Origin of the sequence: Hyalangium sp. (genome assembly GCF_045802625.1) — a bacterium.
GTDB lineage: Bacteria > Myxococcota > Myxococcia > Myxococcales > Myxococcaceae > Hyalangium.
Map to the genome: position 1 here is coordinate 310,341 of NZ_JBJMQP010000108.1, position 17,948 is coordinate 328,288.

The 17,948-nt window shown below is 69.8% G+C and carries 11 protein-coding genes; 4 read left to right on the plus strand and 7 right to left on the minus strand.

Annotated elements, in window-relative coordinates; all coding sequences use genetic code 11:
• Positions 1-181: 181 nt before the first annotated feature.
• Positions 182-6,976 carry a S8 family serine peptidase gene (locus tag ACJ8AT_RS20260; protein WP_407739413.1) on the minus strand — a complete coding sequence of 2,265 codons (6,795 nt, stop codon included), beginning with the start codon at positions 6,974-6,976 and terminating at the stop codon, positions 182-184.
• A gap of 479 nt (positions 6,977-7,455) precedes the next feature.
• Between ACJ8AT_RS20260 and ACJ8AT_RS20265 the strand changes: the two genes are divergently transcribed.
• Both ACJ8AT_RS20265 and ACJ8AT_RS20270 read left to right on the plus strand, forming a co-directional pair.
• Entirely contained in the window at positions 7,456-9,312 is a 1,857-nt protein-coding gene (locus ACJ8AT_RS20265; protein ID WP_407739414.1) for a cytochrome c3 family protein, read from the plus strand.
• Position 9,313: 1 nt separating this feature from the next.
• Positions 9,314-9,763, plus strand: coding sequence for a hypothetical protein (locus ACJ8AT_RS20270; protein ID WP_407739415.1), 450 nt, complete (start codon positions 9,314-9,316; stop codon positions 9,761-9,763).
• A gap of 15 nt (positions 9,764-9,778) precedes the next feature.
• Here ACJ8AT_RS20270 and ACJ8AT_RS20275 read toward each other — a convergent pair whose 3' ends face one another.
• The 6 genes from ACJ8AT_RS20275 to ACJ8AT_RS20300 form a co-directional block, all read right to left on the minus strand.
• The gene (locus tag ACJ8AT_RS20275; protein WP_407739416.1) at positions 9,779-10,567 is read right to left on the minus strand and encodes an amino acid ABC transporter ATP-binding protein; all 789 of its coding nucleotides are present in this window, start codon (positions 10,565-10,567) and stop codon (positions 9,779-9,781) included.
• Entirely contained in the window at positions 10,564-12,045 is a 1,482-nt protein-coding gene (locus ACJ8AT_RS20280; protein WP_407739417.1) for an ABC transporter substrate-binding protein/permease, read from the minus strand. Before ACJ8AT_RS20280 ends, ACJ8AT_RS20275 begins: the two co-directional genes overlap by 4 nt.
• Before the next feature lie 69 nt (positions 12,046-12,114).
• Positions 12,115-12,825 (minus strand): hypothetical protein, encoded by a 711-nt coding sequence (locus ACJ8AT_RS20285; RefSeq protein WP_407739418.1) that lies wholly within the window; start codon positions 12,823-12,825, stop codon positions 12,115-12,117.
• Positions 12,815-13,405, minus strand: coding sequence for an RNA polymerase sigma factor (locus tag ACJ8AT_RS20290; protein WP_407739419.1), 591 nt, complete (start codon positions 13,403-13,405; stop codon positions 12,815-12,817). Before ACJ8AT_RS20290 ends, ACJ8AT_RS20285 begins: the two co-directional genes overlap by 11 nt.
• 65 nt (positions 13,406-13,470) lie before the next feature.
• On the minus strand, positions 13,471-13,914 hold the full coding sequence (locus tag ACJ8AT_RS20295) for a hypothetical protein (RefSeq protein ID WP_407739420.1): 444 nt from the start codon (positions 13,912-13,914) through the stop codon (positions 13,471-13,473).
• A gap of 83 nt (positions 13,915-13,997) precedes the next feature.
• Entirely contained in the window at positions 13,998-15,089 is a 1,092-nt protein-coding gene (locus ACJ8AT_RS20300; protein ID WP_407739421.1) for an endonuclease/exonuclease/phosphatase family protein, read from the minus strand.
• A gap of 237 nt (positions 15,090-15,326) precedes the next feature.
• Between ACJ8AT_RS20300 and ACJ8AT_RS20305 the strand changes: the two genes are divergently transcribed.
• Both ACJ8AT_RS20305 and ACJ8AT_RS20310 read left to right on the plus strand, forming a co-directional pair.
• The gene (locus ACJ8AT_RS20305; RefSeq protein WP_407739422.1) at positions 15,327-16,784 is read left to right on the plus strand and encodes a TolC family protein; all 1,458 of its coding nucleotides are present in this window, start codon (positions 15,327-15,329) and stop codon (positions 16,782-16,784) included.
• Positions 16,772-17,947 (plus strand): efflux RND transporter periplasmic adaptor subunit, encoded by a 1,176-nt coding sequence (locus tag ACJ8AT_RS20310; RefSeq protein ID WP_407739423.1) that lies wholly within the window; start codon positions 16,772-16,774, stop codon positions 17,945-17,947. The genes ACJ8AT_RS20305 and ACJ8AT_RS20310 overlap by 13 nt, the downstream gene beginning before the upstream one ends.
• The last annotated feature ends 1 nt before the right edge of the window (position 17,948 follow it).

Below are 17,948 nucleotides of genomic sequence, written 5' to 3' on the forward strand. Positions count from 1 at the left end.
GGGAAGGGAGCCTCCCCGCCAGGCGCTCCTCACCTCATAAAACAAATGCGCCGGCGGGAAGGATCCGCGCCGGCGCATTCGTGTCAACTGCTGGATTCCGAGCTGAACGGGCGGAACATGCTTCTCCGCCCGCTCCGCCCCGGGCCGCCCGCTACAGGCGCCCGGGGCCTTGCGTCATGGCTCAGGCCACCTTCGCCCGGCGCCGACCCAGCGCGTACCACGCCAGGACCAGCAGACCCAGGTAGACGCCGGCCTCGGTGTTGGAGGTAGCACCGCAGCCGCAGCCGCCGTCGATGGAGACCACCACCGGAGCGGAGGCCGCCATGTTGCCCGCGCCGTCGGTGATGACGGCGGTGATGATGTGCGAGCCGGACTGGGCCTTGCTGCTGTCCCAGCTCCCGCTCACCGTCTCATCCGAGCCACTGGCGATCTCCACGCCATCCACGAGGATGGAGAGCTTGTCCAGCGTGGTGCCCGGAGCCACCGCGCCCTTGACGGAGATGCTGACCTTGCCGGAGACGGTGGTGCCGCCCGCCGGATCCGTCACCGTCACCGTCGGCTGAGCGAACGCGGTGACGTTCAGCTCCACCGTGCTCGTCAGCGTGGCCTTCTCCGAGTCCGTCACGGTGATGCTGCGCAGGCCCGGCGACTTGAACATCACCTTGAAGCCCTGCAGCACGCCCTCGACGAACTGCGCGTTGGCCGCGTAGGTGGCCTTCGCGTCGGAGCTGGTCACCTTCGCCGCGCCACCGTAGTTGGAGGCGAGGTTGCCGTACGCGTCATACGCCTTGACGGACAGCGAGGCCTCCTGGCCCGCGGTGATGCTCGGCACGAGCGACAGCGCGTAGCTGGCCGGCGCACCCGGCGCCACGGTGAACGCGGTGCTCGTCGCACCCGCGAAGCCCTGGGCGCTGGCCACCAGCGTGTAGCCGTTGCCGGCCTTGCGCAGGGACAGCCCGTCGAACGTCGCCACGCCGTTGACGGCGGGGGCCGAGAGCGTGCCGTAGAGCTGACCGCCCGCGGCGTTGTCGCCGAGGCTCAGCGTCACGGTGTCCGTGCTGGCGGTGAACACCTGGCCCGTATCGTCCTGCAGCTCCACCTCGATCGAGGTCAGCGTCTCTCCCGCCGCCACCTGGGTCTGCGTGGTGTGGAAGACCAGCTTCGGAGCATTGCCCGGGGTGATGTCGAACGCCGAGCTCGTCGCCCCGGCGAGCGAACCTGCGCTCGCCGCGAGCGTGTAGCCCTTGCCATTGCGGTTGATCGACAGGCCCGCGAAGGTGGCCACGCCGTTGATGGCGTTCACCGTCTTCGTGCCAGACAGCGTGCCGTTGCGCGGGTTGTTGCCGATGGCCACCGTGACGGCGTCCGTGGCGTTGGCCACCACGTTGCCGAAGCCGTCCAGGATGGACACCCGGACCGCCGGGCTGATCACCGCGCCCGCCTGGGCGGAGCCAGGCTGCACCGTGAAGGCCAGCGCCGCCTTCGCCGCCGGAGCGATGTCGAACGCCACGCTGGTGGCATCCGTCAGGCTCGCCGTGTGGGCCACGAGCTGATAGCCCGTCGCCGCGCGGGCGATGGTCAGCTCATCGAAGGTGGCCACGCCGTTGATGGCGTTCACCGTCTTCGTGCCCCCCAGGGTGCCGCCCGCCGCGTTGCTGGCGAGCGCCAGCGAGATGGTCGCGTTGGCCTGCACCGTGTTGCCCTGGGCATCCAGCACCGCCACGCGGATGGCCGGAGCCAGCGCCGCGCCCGCCGTGCCGTTGAGCGGCTGGCTGAGGAAGGCCAGCTTCGTGGCAGAGCCCGCCGTCACGCCGAAGGCCGAGGACGTCGCGGAGGTGAGCCCCGGAGCGTCTGCCTGCAGCGTGTAGCCCGTGCCCGCCTTGTCCACGGTGAGGCCCGTGAAGGTGGCCACGCCGTTGACGGGGTTGGCCGTCAGGGTGCCGCTCAGCGTGGCGCCCTGCGCGTTGGCCAGCGACAGCGTCACCGGCGCCGTGGCGTTGGTGATCACGTTCCCGCTCGCATCCCGCACCGTCACCTTCACGGTGAAGGGCGAGTTGGAGCCCACGTTGCCCGTGGGGGCAGAGGTGAAGGCGAGCTGCGCCGCGGAACCCACCGTGACGTTGAAGGCCACGCTGGTGGCCGTGAAGAGGCCCTCGCTGCCCACCACCAGGGTGTAGTTCGCACCCACGCGGTCCACCGTCAGATCGTCGAAGGTCGCTTCACCCTTCGAGGTCGCCACGGTGGTGGTGCCCAGCAGGCTGGCGCCCGTCGGGTTGTTCCCCAGCGACACCGCCACCGAGTTGGTGGCCTGCGTCGCGACGTTGCCGAACGCATCCAGCAGGGTGACCGAGACGGACGGGGTGATCGTCGCGCCGGCCACGATGCTGCTCGGCTGGCGGGTGATGACCACGCTGTACGGATCGGCCGGGGTGATGTCGAACGGATCGCTGATCACACTGGTCAGCGCGTTCGCGGCGGCCTCGAGCGTGTAGCCGCTGCCCACCTTCTGGAACGACAGATCGCTGAACGTGGCCACGCCATTCACGGCTGGCACCGTGAGAGTGCCGGACGGCCTGTCGCCGGTCGGGTTGGTGCTCACGCCCACGCTGACGAAGTCATTGCCGTTCGTGGTGTTGCCGAACTTGTCCAGGAGGATGACCTGGACCGCCGGGTTGATGGCCGCGCCCGCCTGAGCGGTGGAGGGCTGGGTGAGGATGGCCAGCTGCGCCGGCACTCCCGGAATGATGTCGAACGCCGCGCTGGTGGCGCCGGTCAGGCCCGGAGAGCTGGCGACCAACGTGTAGCCCTGGGCCACCTTGTCGAGCGACAGGTTGAACGTGGCCACGCCGTTGACGGCGCTCACCGTGGTGACTCCGCTCAGCGTGCCATTGCCCGGGTTTGCGCCCAGGGCGATGGTGACGGGGATGTTGCCCGTGGTGATCGCGTTGCCGAACTGGTCGGTCAGGCCCACGGCCGGGGAGAACGTGTTACCGGCCTTGGTGCTGGCGGCGGGCTGCGTGAGGAACTTCAGCGCGGCCGGAGCACCCGGCGTCACGCTGGTGCTACCACTGGCGGTGATCGCCGGGGTCGCCGTATCCGTCACGGTGATGGACTGCGTGCCCAGCGTCCGGAAGGACAGGTTCACGCCCGACGCGACACCCGCGGTGAAGGACACGTTGGCCGGCAGTTGCGCCTGCGCGTCCGTGCTGGTGATCGTGGCGGTCCCGTTGTAGCCGGTCGCCGTCTGGCCGACCGAATCCAGCGCCGTGAGGGTGAGGCTCACCGGAGCACCCGCGCCAATCGTGGCGGGCAGGCCGGAGAGCGTGTACGAGACGGCCGGGCCCGGCGGAGGCGTGTTGGTGGAGCACGTCTGGTACGTCTGCGCGAGGATGCGCACGTCGTCGACGTAGAAGCCCTCCTTGTTGACGGTGAAGTCCGCCGAGAACTTGAAGCCGAACCACACCTTCTGGCCCACGATCGGGCTCAGGTTCACGGTGACCGGCTTCAGCGCGCCGTTGGCGCCACCCGCGGCGGCGGGCGCGCCCGTCCAGATCCGCGTGGTGGTGCTGCTGTTGAGCGTGCCGTCGTAGCCACCCGCCGTGATGTACGGCGCCGTGGTGGAGACCGAGTCACCCACGTTGGTCCACGGACCCGCCGAGCCCGTGGTGCTGTAGACCAGCCAGGCCCCGTCGTACCCGCTCTCGATGATGTACCAGAGGTTGAACGTCATCGACGGGTTGTTGTTGGCCGTGGACGGGATGGAGAAGCCGTTGATGCCCGCCACCGCGCCGCTGCCGCCCAGGGACAGCGTGGCCGTGGTGCTGACCGGGTAGGTGCCGCCGCACGTGGTGGCCGCAGCGCCCCAGCGGTACGACGTGTTGGCCGACTGGTAGTGGCAGCCCGAGGTGAGGTTGATCGTGCCCGAGGTGCCGCTCTGGGTGGTGGCGATCCAGTACGAGGAGGCGTTCGCCGGGCGGTTGCCGTCGAAGTCGTCGAAGTAGTTCACGCCCGGGGTGATCGTACCGGTGGGCGAGGCCGACTTCTGGACGGTGTTGGTGTCCTCGTTGGTGGCGTTGCTCGTCTCGGTGGCGCGCACCACGTAGTAGTACGTGCTGCCCATGGCCACGTTCAGGTTGTCGTTGAAGCTGGTGCTGGTGATGCCCGTGGCGATCTTGTTGGCGATCGACGGGGTGAAGCCCGGCGTGGTGCTGCGGTAGACCGAGTAGCTCAGCGTCCCGCCGCAGATCGGCGTGGCCGCGGCCCACGTCAGCGTGTCGGTGCAGGTGGACTGCGCGCCGTTGTTCGCGTTGGTCAGGCCCGCGAAGGTGGGCGGCAGCTTGCACAGACCGGTGGCGGTGGCGGAGGCCTCGTTGGAGTTCACGGACTCGGCGCACTGCACCGCGCGCACCACGTAGTAGTAGGTGGTGCTGCCCGAGACGCCCTTGTCCTGGTACGGCGAGCTCGTCACGGGTTGCTGATTCACGCGGGTGTAGGGACCGCCCGCGGTGGTGGAGCGGTAGATGTTGTACGAGGCAGAGCCGTTCGGGGCCCACGACACGTCAATCTGGTTGTTGCCGTTGGCGACGGCGGTCGTACCGGAGACGGGAGGAGCCGCGGCGGTGCAGCTGTTGTACGCGACGAGCGCGAAGTCCTGATCCAGCGCGGAGCTGTTGCCCGGCACGCCGTCCGAGTTGATGTTCGCCGCCGTCACCGTGACGGTGTACGCACCGGTGGTGCCCGCGGGCAGGAACACGCTCTCCGCGTTGTTCGAGGCGTCCGCCGTGCCGCCGACGACCGAGTTGGCGCCGGTGAAGACGTTGCCCTTGTAGGTGTTGCCGCCGACCGTGACGCTCAGGTCCAGGTTGTTCTTCCACGCGCTGCCGGAGGTGGCGCCCGGCGCGTCCGTCCACGCCAGGGTGACGCGGAAGGGCTTGTTGGAGTCCGCGACCACTCCGCTGAAGGTGCGGGTCTGGCCGGTGGCCGTGAAGAGGCTGGCCGGGTTCTCGTCATCCAGCAGGCGCGGGATGCCGTCGAAGGCCATGCCCAGGTCCATCAGGCCCATGCCCTGGCTGTTGGACCAGAGGCTGTCGTTGGCGCCCACGCCCGTCATGTAGCGGGCGGAGTTCATCAGGTACGCCTTGGTCATCGCCGCGCTCGGCGGGGCGACGTTCTGGTTGATGAAGTACTGGCGCACCAGCGCGGCGCCGCCGGCCACGGCCGGGGTCGAGTGGCTGGTACCGGAGGAGGCCGTGTACCACTGCTGGCCCACCGGGTAGAAGTTGTTGTTGGGGCCGCCGCACACGCCGCCGGCGTCGAAGCACGAGAGCGCCTGGCCGTTCGGGTTGGCCGGGGTGTCGGAGCGCTGGGTGTCCACCTGCGCCACGCCACCGGAGACGTGCGTGCCCGGGGCGACGATCTCCGGCTTCTTGCGGCCGTCCGAGGCGGGACCGCGGCTGGAGAAGCTGATGATGTCGTTGGCGCTGTCCGCGCCGGTGTCGGCGATACCGCAGAGGTCCGCGGCGCCAAAGGCCCGGACGTTCTCGGAGGCGCCCACGGTGATGATGTTCTTCGCGGTGCCAGGCGTGCCCACCGTGTTGGCGGCAGAACCGGAGTTGCCGGCGGCGAACACGATGACCATCTCCTGGTTGCCCGCGTTGGGCACCGCGGAGCCGGACGGCTGCGCGTCACGCACCAGCGCGTCGTACGCCTGCGCATCCGCGTCGTACAGGTTGGAGCTGGCGCCCCAGCTGTTGGTGCTGATGCGCATGCCGTCGCGGTACGCGCGCGACTGCAGGTCGGCGTACACGGGATCCGTGAAGGTGTCCGGATCGAACACCACCGAGGAGCCCACCTTCACGAAGGGCGCCACGCCCAGGCCGTGGGTGAAGCCCGTGGTGTCCGTGAACGGCGCCGCGGTCTTGTTGGAGTAGCCCGCGACGATGTGCGTGTTCAGGTTGCCGTGGCCGTCGCAGCCCTGGATGGTGCTGCCGGAGTTCGGCGTGCCCTCGAGGCGGTTGTACACCACGCGGCTGGGGCTGCTGTAGCTGCCGCCCGTGTACAGGCCGAAGTGGTTCGGCGTCTGCGTGCCGTTGTCCATGCCGCTGTCGCTCACGTCCACGCCGAAGCCGGACGCGGTGAACTGGGCCTGGGTGAAGCCCTTGTTCGCCAGCCACTGCAGGTAGCCCGGGCCCGTGGGGAGGTTCCCATTCAGGTTGCCGGAGATGATCATGTCCTGCCGCTCGTCGAGCTTCTTCGGCGTGGGGCGCGGCATGATGGACAGCACGTCCGGACGGGTGGCGATCTCGTAGAGATCCTTCTCCTTCAGGTCGGCCACCACGTTCACGTAGTCCAGCACCTCCCGGATCGTCCCATTGCGCGACTCGAGGTTGCGGATGAGATCGAGCGTCGGGCCGTTGGCCTCGGCATCCTTGACCAGCTGGATGGCGTAGGTCTTCGTCTTGACGGTGTTGATGGCGGGGTTGAGCTTGTAGTCATCCAGGTAGGCGCCGTCCCACTGGATGAACGAGTTGGCGGCGGTGACCTCCCGCTGCAGGCCCGTCATCGCCTGCGCGTCGCCATAGACGATGTAGGCGTTGTTGGGGATGTACGTGACCACCTTGACGCCGGTGGACTCGAGCTCCGTCACCCACTCGGGCTTGATGGGGCCGTTGAACTGCACGATGTGGAGGCGCTTGCCCGTGGCGTCCTGCTTGATGCCGCGCAGCGACTGCCCGTGCGCCGACGCGGTGTCGATCACACCCGCGTTCAGCAGGATCTGGTTGTAGTCATCGCGCTGGGCCTCCGCGGGCAGCGTCGCCAGCACCTGCTCATCGACCTTCATCACCTTGAAGGCGCCGTAGTCGCCGATGAGCTCGGCGTGGACGCCGCGCTCCTCAAGCTGCTTGGCCTGCTCCTGGGTGAGCTGCACCTTATGGGTCGCGGAGCTCGGGCGAGCCTCCTCGGCCTCACGCTGCATGGGCGCATTCCCCGCGCCTTCGCAGGCGAGCAGGGACATCATTCCGACCAGTCCGAGCACTCGCGTGCTCGCGGCTCGCAGCCCAACGCTGGGCAGCCGGTTTACTCGTTGTTTCATTGTGTTTTGCCCCGACATGCGAGCGCGGCGGTGAGCGGAGCCCCACACGCGCTCGATGTGGATCCGGTGAAATGGGTGGCCGCGTATGTCGAACACCCACTTCGAGCTGTTGACGAGGTAGCACAACGAGATGAGAAGTTTCAAATCGTCGACAAATTTTGTGGTCCCGAAAGATCCGGGGAAAACGGTTTCTTGACGTAAGAGGCCCTGCCCACAGGGCGGTTCTCGGATCATGAGAATCCGCTGGGAGATGAGGGCCTCCCTCCCGGACCGGTGGCGGGGACGTCTGGCTGTGCAGGCGAGCGGCCTTGCTACGGAGACGGAGGTCGACTCGACAGCGTGAAGCGCCTATGCATCGGGCGATGAAGCCGGTGGCAGCGCGCCTCCGCAGCCCCTATGTCGCCTGGGGGCTGGGCCTCGGGGTTGTGGCGATCGTGGCTGGGCTTGCGCTCCGGGCCACCGCCGCCGAGGTGCGCACTCCGGTGCCGCTGGCGCCCGTCTCGTACACGGGCGCTGCCTCGTGCCAGCCGTGCCACCCGGATCATTACGAGAGCTGGCGCCGCACCTTCCACCGGACAATGACGCAGGAGGCGCTGCCCACCACGGTGGTGGGGGACTTCAGCGGGGTGAGCTTCACCTTCGAGGGCGTGACGTCCCGCTTCCTGCGCGAGGGCGAGCGCTTCTTCATCGAGACGCTGGACGGGCAGGGCCACCTGCGGCGCCAGGAGGTGGTGCGCACCGTGGGCTCGCGGCGCGTGCAGCAGTACCTGGTGCACGAGGGAGACCGGTACATCCGGCTGCCGCTGGCGTGGGACATCGAGGGCAAGCGCTGGTTCCACCTGGCCGGTGGCTTCCTGGATCCGGACGGGATGGACTTCAACACCCACCGCGCGCTGTGGGACGCCAACTGCATCTTCTGTCACAACGTGAAGCCGCGGCCGGGCTACGACTGGGACCGGGCCCGGTTCGACAGCCACGTGGCGGAGCTGGGCATCTCCTGCGAGGCCTGCCATGGGCCGGGCACGGAGCACGCCGCGCGCAACCGCTTCCCGCTGCGCCGCTACTACCTGCACTACTCGGGCGCGGAGGATCTCTCGATCGTCGACCCGATGCGCCTGGAGCCGCTGCGGCGGATCCAGGTCTGCGGCCACTGCCATGGGCAGCGCATGCCGTCTCCGATCGATCGCATCCGTCAGTTCCTGTCCGAGGGAGATCCGTACACCGCGGGGGAGGATCTCTCCCGCTACACGCAGCCGCTCTACCGCGACAGCCACCTGCAGGGGGTGGATGTGTCGCTGCGCTTCTGGAAGGACGGGACGCCGCGGCTGACCGCGTACGAGTACCAGGGGCTGCTGATGTCCAAGGACTTTCAGCGCGGCGGGCTCACGTGCCAGCACTGCCACACCATGCACGGCGGAGACCCCAAGGGGATGATCACCCAGGAGAAGCGCGGGCCCGCGGCCTGCCAGGGCTGCCACGCGGACATCGTGGCCCGGGCCGCCGAGCACAGCCGGCATCGCGAGGGCTCCTCGGGCACCGACTGCTACTCCTGCCACATGCCGAAGCTGGCGTACGGCATCATGCGGATCCACCCCACGCACCGCATCCAGACGCCGGATCCCTCGCGGGCGTGGCGCTACGACATGCCCGAGGCGTGCACGCTCTGCCACACGGATCGGAGCGCGACGTGGGCGGCCGAGTCCCTGCGCAAGCAGCAGGGGCAGCCACCGCCGGAGGAACTCCCCACGGATCCGGCGTTCGCGGTGGCGGAGAGCGTGCGGACGCTCCTGGCGGGGGACGTGGTGCAGCGGGCGGTGGCGGCGACGGCGTTGGGAGACACGCGCAGCTACACGGCGCAGCCGCTGGCTCGGCTGTGGGCCGTGCCCTTCCTGCTGAAGGCCATGGAGGACAACTACTCCTCCATCCGGCGCCTGGCGTGGCTCTCGCTCGAGGCGCTGGTGACGCGAGCGGGTGAGGCGAAGCCAGCGCTGGCGGCCTCGGTGGCGCAGGTGCCGCGCTTCGAGCCTCAGGCCTCCGCCGAGGAGCGGGCCCGGGTGGTGCAGCGCTGGCGGCAGTGGTGGGCGGCTCTGGACAAGGGTGATATTTCGCGCCCGGACGCATCGGTCCCGCTGGACGCCGCGCTGGAGCCGGTTCCAGCGGTCGTCGAGCAGCTCCTCCAGAAGCGCGCGGCACAACCTCCCATCCAAATAGGCGAGTGACGTGACGACCCAGAAGAAGACGGAGGCACCCACGGCCGAGGGGCGCGCCGGGCTTCATGCCCGGTTCGGATGGACGCTGCTCTTCGTGTCGCTGGCGTTCGGGTCGGGGCTGGAGACGCTCGAGGGCTTCCGGTGGGTGTCGCTGGTGGCGGATCCGTGGAGGCAGCGGCTCTGGTCACTGGCCCACTTTCACGGGGCGGCGCTGGGGCTGCTGAACCTCATCTATGTGCAGTGGGCGGACACGCAGGCGCTGAGCGTGGGGCGCCGGACGATCGCCTCCCGGGTGCTGATGCTGGGCAGTGCCGCGATGCCGCTGGGGTTCCTGCTCGGGGGCATTGCCCACCCGGAGGGAGACCCCTCGCTCGGCATCATCCTGGCGCCCGTGGGGGCGCTGTTCGTGCTCTACACCGTCGCCGTCCACACGATCGCTGTGTGGCGCCGCCCCGCGTAGGGGCCGGGTGAGACGTCATTCCCCATCGCCCGGGCGCACGTGCAGCACCTTCCGGAGAAACTCCCGGGTGCGGGGCTGCGAGGGCTGGCTGAAGATGACCGAGGGCGGCCCCTGCTCCAGCACGGTGCCTGCGTCCAGGACGACCACGCGGTGGGCCACCTCTCGCGCGAACCCCATCTCGTGCGTCACCACGAGCATGGTCATGCCCTCGCGCGCCAGGCCCTGCATTACCTGGAGCACCTCATCGGCCAGCTCTGGATCGAGCGCGGAGGTGGCCTCGTCGAAGAGCATCACCTCCGGCTCCATGGCCAGCGCCCGAGCGATGGCCACCCGCTGCTGCTGTCCTCCCGAGAGCCGGGCCGGGTACTCGTCCTTCCGATCGGCCAGCCCCACGCGCTCCAGCAGCCGCAGGCCGATCTCTTCCGCCCGGGCGCGTGGCAGCCCCTTCACTCGCAGCGGCGCCTCGATGACGTTGCCCAGGGCCGTCATGTGGGGGAACAGGTTGAAGCGCTGGAAGACCATGCCGATGTGCGCCCGCTGGCGATCCACCTCGGCCTCGGGGCGAGGCACGAGCCGTCCTTCCTTCTCCTGCCGCCCCAGCAGCTCGCCGCGCAGCCAGATGCGCCCCTGCGTGGGAGCCTCCAGGAAGTTGAGGCACCGCAGCAGCGTGGACTTGCCACAGCCGCTCGGCCCGATGATGACCACGACCTCTCCGGCGGCCACCTCCAGGTCGATGCCTCGCAGCACCTCGCGCTCGCCGAAGGACTTGCGCAGCCCCTCCACGCGGATGATCGGCTCGCTCATGTGCCCCGCGCCTCCAGCCGCCGCTCCAGCCGCTGGGCCAGCGCCGTCAGTGCGAGGACGATGATCAGGTAGCCCACCGCCGCCCAGGCGTACACCTCCGGGCGCAGGTACGTGCCCGCGAGCTGCTTCGTCTCGTAGAGCATCTCCGGCAGGGCGATCACCATGACCAGCGAGGTGTCCTTGGAGAGCGCCGCCAGCTCGTTGACGAGCGGCGGGATGAGGCGCCGGAACGTCTGCGGCAGGATGACCCGGCGCATGGCCAGCTCATGGCTCATGCCCAGCGCCCGGGCTGCCTCCATCTGCCCCTTGTCGATGGACTCGATGGCGGCCCGGAAGATCTCCGCGATGTAGGCCGCGGCGTTGAGCGACAGCGCGGTGAGCCCGGCGGCCATGGGCCCCAGGCGGACTCCCATCATCAGCGGCAGCGCGAAGAAGATGAACAGGAGCTGCAGCAGCAGGGGCGTCCCGCGCAGCAGGGTGATGTAGGCCCGGGCCACGGCGCGGAGGGCCGAGCGCCGTGAGATCCGCGCCAGCGCGACAATCAACCCCAGGGCAACGCCGAGCGCCCCGGAGCCGAGCGTGAGCTGGAGCGTCACCCCCATCCCCTGAAGCACGCGCGGCAGCACCACCTCCCGGGAGAACGTCCAGAAGCCGGGTGGCTTCACGGCCTGGCCCAGCTCGCCGCCAAACCAGTGCTCGGAGAGGCGCTTCAGCTCGCCTGCGCGCTGGATGTCCTCGAAGGCCCTGCGGAGGGCGGCCGTCAGGTCCGCGTCCTGCTTGTTGATGGCGATGCCGATGGGCTCCGGCTCGAGCGCCTGGCCGGTGATGACGAAGGAGTCGTCCCGCCGGGAGAAGAACAGGCCCACGGGCTCGTCGATGACGATGACGTCGGCCTGCCCGGACTTCACGGCGGCGAAGCACTCGGTGGCGCCGGGGAAGGGGCGGAGCTCCTTCACCTCCACGCCTCGCTTCTGGAGCTGCTCCACCCACCGCTGCGAGGTGGTGTTCGTCTGCACCGCCACGCGGTGGCCCGCCAGCTCCTGCTCCGTGCGGATGCTCTGGCCCCGGGTGGTGACGAAGACCTGGGACATGCGCGCGTACTCGATGAAGTCCACCTGCTGCTCTCGCGCGGGGGTGATGTTCATCGACGAGAGGATGATGTCGTAGCGCCCCGAGGTGAGCCCGGCGAGGATGCCGTCCCAGTCCATGACGATGAACTGCGCCGTGACGCCCAGGCGGCGGGCGAGCTCCCGCGCGAGATCGACGTCGAAGCCCACGGGCTGGCCGTTCTCCAGGAACTCCATGGGCGGGTAGGTGGCGTCGATGGCCACGCGCAGCACGCCAGCGGCCTGGACTCGGGCCAGGGCGCGTTCCGGCGCGGGGGCGGGCGGCGTAGGCCGCGGCTCCTCGGCAGCGGCGAGGCCCGCCAGGAGGACTCCCAGCAGGAGACAGGCTGTCGCGAGAATCGAGCGCCTCATACGCGTCAAGGCGCGGATGATGAGCGCCACCCTCGTCGTCCGCAAGAGCGGGAAAGGCGGCGGGCGTGCCTACTCGGGAGGAGGTGGAGTCCCTGACATCCGCTTGCGGACCCGGACGCGCATCTTCGAGTGCTGGGGATCGTCGCTGACGTCCACGTCGATCTCCGCTCCGTCTCCTTCCTGGCGCCGGAGCTCCTCGATGAGACGCTGCCGGGCCTCCTCGCGCTCCTCGGGCGAGGCGCCCGCGCGGAACAGCGAGTGCCCCAGCACCCCCAGCAGGTTGCCGCGCACGTGGCCCTTGAGGCTCGTCACCTCCGGAGCGAGCCCGGCGAGCTCGGGCATGCCGCGCAGCCGCTCCAGCCCTTCGCGATCCTGCACGAGCTGGTCGCCCCAGACGTCCACCACCAGGGAGGCCGAGCCCTCCGGCGTGCGGCGGAGCATCACCCCGACGTTCACCACGTGGCTGGACTCGGAGACGAATGCTCGGGACACCTTCTCGCCCAGATCCGAGGGCGGCTCGAAGCCCGCGGGGAGCAGCAGGCGGATGCGCTTGCCCACCTCCACCTTGTACTCGGCCGTCACCTGGGTGGCCGTCACCAGGCAGGCGAGGAACACGGCGGCCGTCGCGTACCTCAGCCATGGAGAACGGCCCCGCCTGGCGCGCTGCCCCACCCGCGAGTCGTACGCCGCGAGCAGCTCCTGCTCGAGCCGGGCCCGGTGCTCCGGGTTGGCTGGCGGCTCCTGGCCGCGCAGCGCTCGGGAAAGCTCTTCATCCGTCATTGGCCAGCGCTCCTTCCGCCAGTCCGGCGTCCCACCGTGCTCGCAGCTCGCGCACGGCCCTCGAGGTGCGCTGCCGCACCGCGGCCTCATTCAGGCGCAGCACCTGGGCGATCTCCGCGAAGCGCAGCCCATCTCCGAAGCGCAGCATCAACAACTCCCGCGTCTCGGCCGGCAGCCTCGCCAGCTCCAGGCGGATCCGCTGCGTGTTCTCCTCTCCCATCAGCCGCTCGAGCGGCCCCGTGGCCGTATCCGGGAGGGCGGCGGCGGCCTCCTCGGGCACCAGGCTTGCCCGCCTACGCGCCTCGTCCACGAGCGCATTTCGAGCCATGGACAGCGCATACGTGAACACGCTGCCCTTGCGTGGATCGATGCGGTCGAGCGATTCGAGCAGCCGGAGGAACACCTGGCCCACGAGATCCTCCGCTTCCGAGGGGCTCGGGACGCGTCGGCGGACGTAGCGCGAGACGGGCTCGTACAGCGCCCGGTAGAGCTCCCGGAACGCCTCACGGTCCCCGCGCTGGCTGCGAACGGCCAGCCGTGACAGCCACGCATCGCGAAGGGGCCAGGGAAGTGAGGGCATGGGCCAGGATCTCTCCGGCATTCAATACGAGTCCCGCCGATTTTCGTGACAGGCCAGTCCTGGGCTTACTCCTTCCTGATGATCTTCACGACCTTCTTGACCACGCCGTGCTCTCCGTGGGCGTCCTGCTCCAGCTCGCCCATCCCCTCGAACTTCGGGCGATCCTTGGCGTCGAGCGAGGTGACCTGGATGTCCGCCGAGGCCAGCACCGGGAACGCCTCCCGCAGCGTCTGGGGGATGTCGGCCGGGGGCACGGTGCCGCCCCACAGGTCCACGGTGAGCTCCTGTTGACCGGCCGTCTGGCGGCGCTTCACCTGGACCTGGTGCTCACCGCCGACGCTGGCGAGCGACTCGACCAGCTTCTCCGGATCCGGGAGCTGGCCGCTCGCCTCGGCGAGCTTGACGGTGACGCGCGTGCCGGACTCATGGGTGGCCGGCGGAGCGGCCTGCGCGGAGAGAGAGAAGAAGCTGAGGACGACGAGAACACGGCTCCACATGTTTGCGCGCATGGTGCGCCTCCTGGGCGTTGAGTGCTGACAGGAGGTACGGGCCCCGCGCGAAAGTGTGACAGCCGGCGTGTTTTCGGAGCGCGTCAGCGCTGGATGCGGAAGGTGATCACGGTGCCGGCGTGGTCGGAAGGCCACAGCCCGGAGGGAGTGCGGTCCGAGAGCTCGTCGCCGACGACCTCGCCGGAGATGGGCTGGAGGGTGTCTCCCTGGTAGAGCATCAGGTCGATGCGCTTATCGAAAGCGCTGGTGTCCGGGTCCTTCACCTTCTCGCCGAAGCAGCAACTGAGACCGGGGCCCGAGTTCGCCGCCGGCCACGCATCGGTGTAGCCCGCGTCGCTGATGATTTGGTAGGCGGGCGTCGAGCTGCCAGGGCCGGTGTTGAGGTCGCCCACCAGGATGAGGGGCCGGGGATAGCCCTGGAGCGTATCCACAAGCTCGTGGGCCTGATCCTGGTTGGCCGGCATGAGGCCCTCCAGGTGCGAGTTGACGAAGGTGAACTTCGCGCCGTTCACGTCCGCCGCCACCTTGGTGAAGCCGCGCGTGAAGGTGACCGAGCTGCCGCCCACGGCCACCTGCGCGCTGTGCACGTAGTTCTGCTCCACCTCCTCGGAGGTCTGCACGTCGCCGCGCGCGAGGATCACGTCGTAGTCCGTCAGGCGGATGTCGGTGAGATCATTCGGGTCGCTCGAGAGCGCGGCTGGCAGCTCGGAGTCTCCATTCTTCACCTTCGCGGCCACGCGGTAGTCCAGCCCGCGATCCTTCAGCTTCTGCTGCAGGATGCCGAGGAAGTCATACGCATCCTGCAGCGCGTTCACCGCCCCGTTGGAGAAGAAGTCACTCGGGTGCTGCGTCCGGTAGAGGGAGACCTCCTGGAGCCCGACCAGCGCGGGGTTCTTCGCCTGGATCTCGTCCGCGAGCGCTCCGGCCCGCTCCGGGAAGTTCGTCGCCTGCACCGTCGCGAAGAGCTGGCCGGCGATCGCGGGGACCTCCTGCCGGGACTTCGCCTGCGAGAGCAGGAAGATGTTGGCGCCCAGGTAGATGTTGCGCGTCATCAGCGTCACGTCGACCGGCCCGGTGGGCTTCTTTTTGTCGTCACCGCAGGAGGTGAGGAGCAGCGTGGAGCAGGTGAGCAGGGAGATCAGCAGGCGGGGCCCGCGATGAGTGAGGGGGCTCATGGAACTCGAGTGGGGTGGAGGTGGAAGCCCGCGAGGCGGGCGGGTGCGGAAGCGCACCTCGCGCGAGAATCTACCAGGAGCCCCACGCGGCGGAATTATCAGGCGCCGGACACAGCTCTCGGACGTCCGGGCACCGACTGTTGAGCACCCACTCCTGGCGTTTGTTGGCCAGCACGAGGATCACCCTGGCGGGTGTGGCAGGCAGCGGGGCGGGGTCCTACCTCTAAGCCAGCCCTTATGAACGCCCTGCTGCTCGCAGCCCTGCTGTTGCCCGCTCGATTTCTGCCCGAGGTGCTGACGGCACAGGCCGGTCCGAGGGCAGCGCAGGCTCCCGCTCCTGGGAGCCCCGCCGCGCCTCCGGCCCTGCCGCCGGAGCTGCCTGCCTCGTCCACGCCCTTTCAGCCCCAGGTGTCGGATCCGCTGCTCGCCTCGGTGCCGCCCGCACCGCTCCAGCTCTCCTCGTGGGCGGAGGCGCTCGGGTTGTTGCGCCAGCGCTCCACGGATTTGCAGGTGGCGCTGGCCCAGCTGGAGTCCGCCGCGGGGCAGTGGCGCGTCGCGCTCGCCGCGCTGCTGCCCTCTGTCCAGGGCACGGCCTCGGTGGTGTACAACGTGCTCCACCCGGGCTCTGCGCCCTTCATCAGCGGTGTCGGCGGCGGCGCGGCGGGAGGAGGGGGCCCGACGCCCACCGCGCCGCTGGGAGTGGGCATGCTGAACATCTCGGTGTCGGTGCTGAACTACAGCGCCTACACCGCGCTGGGGACCGCGCGCGAGTCGGAGCGCGCCGCCTCCTGGTCCCTGGCGGAGACGCGCAGGCAGCTCACCAGCCAGCTCGCCAGCGCGCTCGTGTCGGTGGTCGCCTCGGAGCGGCTGGCCGAGGTCAATCGCGTCAACTTGCGCACCGCGCTGGAGCGGCTGGCCCTGACCCAGCGCCGGTTCGAGCTGGGCGCGGGCACGCAGCTCGACGTGGTGCGCGTGCAGCAGGACGCGGAGACCGCTCGCGGCGCGGTGGTGTCCGGAGATGAGACGTTGCGCAAGGCCCGCGAGGCGCTCGGGCTGGCGCTGGGGCTGCCGCAGGCGGTGGGGCTGGCGCAGAGTGCGCCGCTGCAGGCGGTGTTCGCCCAGGCCCGGAGGGACTGCCGCCAGCTCGAAGCGCTGGACAACCGGCCGGATCTCGCGGCGGCGCGCTCTCGCCTCACGGTGGCCGAGCGCGGGGTCACCCAGGTGCAGACCGAGTACGCCCCGACGCTGGCGCTGCAGAGCTCCACGACGGCCATCACGGTGGGGCCGGGCACGGCGCAGGTGCCCTCTTGGAACCTCGCCGCGGCGCTCGTGCTGCCCTTCTGGGACGGGGGCGCGCGCGAGGGGCGGCTGCGGCAGGCGCGGGCCCAATTGGAGGTGGCGCGGCAGGATGTCACGGGGCGGGAGCGCTCGGTGACGGTGGAGGTGATCCAGGCCCGGCGCGACGTGGAGGTGGCCCAGGCGGGGCGAGACATCGCCGTGCGGGCGCGGGATCTGGCCGAGGAGAGTGATCGGCTCACCCGGCGCAGCTTCGAGGTGGGAACAGGGACGAGTCTCGAGCTGGTGCAGTCCGCGGGCGCGCTGCGGCAGGCGGAGCTGCAGGTGGTGCTGCGCGAGTTCCAGCTCCAGCAGGCGCAGGTGGCGGCATTCCTGGCGGAGGCAGCATGCGATTGGTGAGAGTGGGGGGAGTGGGGTTGGTAGTCCTGGCCCTGATCGGGTGCGGGGGCAAGAAGGCCGCGGAGGCGCCACAGCAGGGGAGCCAGGGGGCCGATCGCGCTCTGCCCGTCGAGGTGATCGCGCTGAAGCCCGGGGAGGTGAGAGACACCCAGGAGTACCTGGGGCAGCTCATCTCCCGGCGCAGCGTGGCGCTGCGTCCGCAGGTGGCGGGCACCGTGCAATCCATCCGCGTGCGGCCTGGCCAGCAGGTGAAGCAGGGTCAAGTCCTCCTGGTGGTGGATCCCCGGCGTGAGCGCGCGGGACTCCAAGCGGCGCAGGCTCAGCGCGCCTCGGCCGTGGCCAACCGCGAGTATGCCCGGCGCACGCGCGAGCGGGCCGCACAGCTCCTGAAGGAAGGGCTGATGAGCCGTCAGGACTATGATCAGGCCGTGGCACAGGCCGCCTCCGCCGAGGCCACCGCCCACGCCGCCGAGGCGCAGATCCAGTCGGAGCAGGTCCAGCTCGGCTACTACGAGGTGAGCGCGCCCTTCGCGGGAGTGATGGGCGACATCCCCGTGAAGGTGGGCGACTACGTCACCCCGGAGACGACGCTGACCAGCGTGGACCACAGCCAGGCCCTCGAGGTGTCCGTGCAGGTGCCCGTGGAGCGCGCCGCGCAGATCGAACTCGGGCGCACGGTGGTGGAGCTGCTGAACGAGGAGGGTGAGCCAGTGGTGAGCGCTCCCCTCTTCTTCGTGGCCCCCACGCCCACGGGCAACACCCAGCTCGTGGAGGTGAAGGCCGCCTTCGAGAACACGGTGGGGCTGCGCGCCGATCAGCTCGTGCGCGCGCGGGTGGTGTACGAGACGCACCAGTCGCTGCTGCTGCCCACCTACGCGGTGTCGCAGCTCGGCAGCCAGGCCTTCGCCTTCACGGTGGTGCCGGGCGATGGCGGTACCGTGGTGCAGCGCCAGCCGGTGACGCTGGGGCGGGTGGAGGGCAACTCCTACGAGCTGGTGAACGGCCTGAAGGAGGGCACGCAAGTGGCCGTCAGCGGAGTGCAGTTGCTCCGGGACGGACAGCCGGTGGAGCCCAAGCCCGCGGCGCCCAGGGGTGCTCGGGGCACAGGCCTGGGCGGGGCCGCGGATGCGGGCACGAGCGGTCCTTCGGACGCAGGGCAGTGAG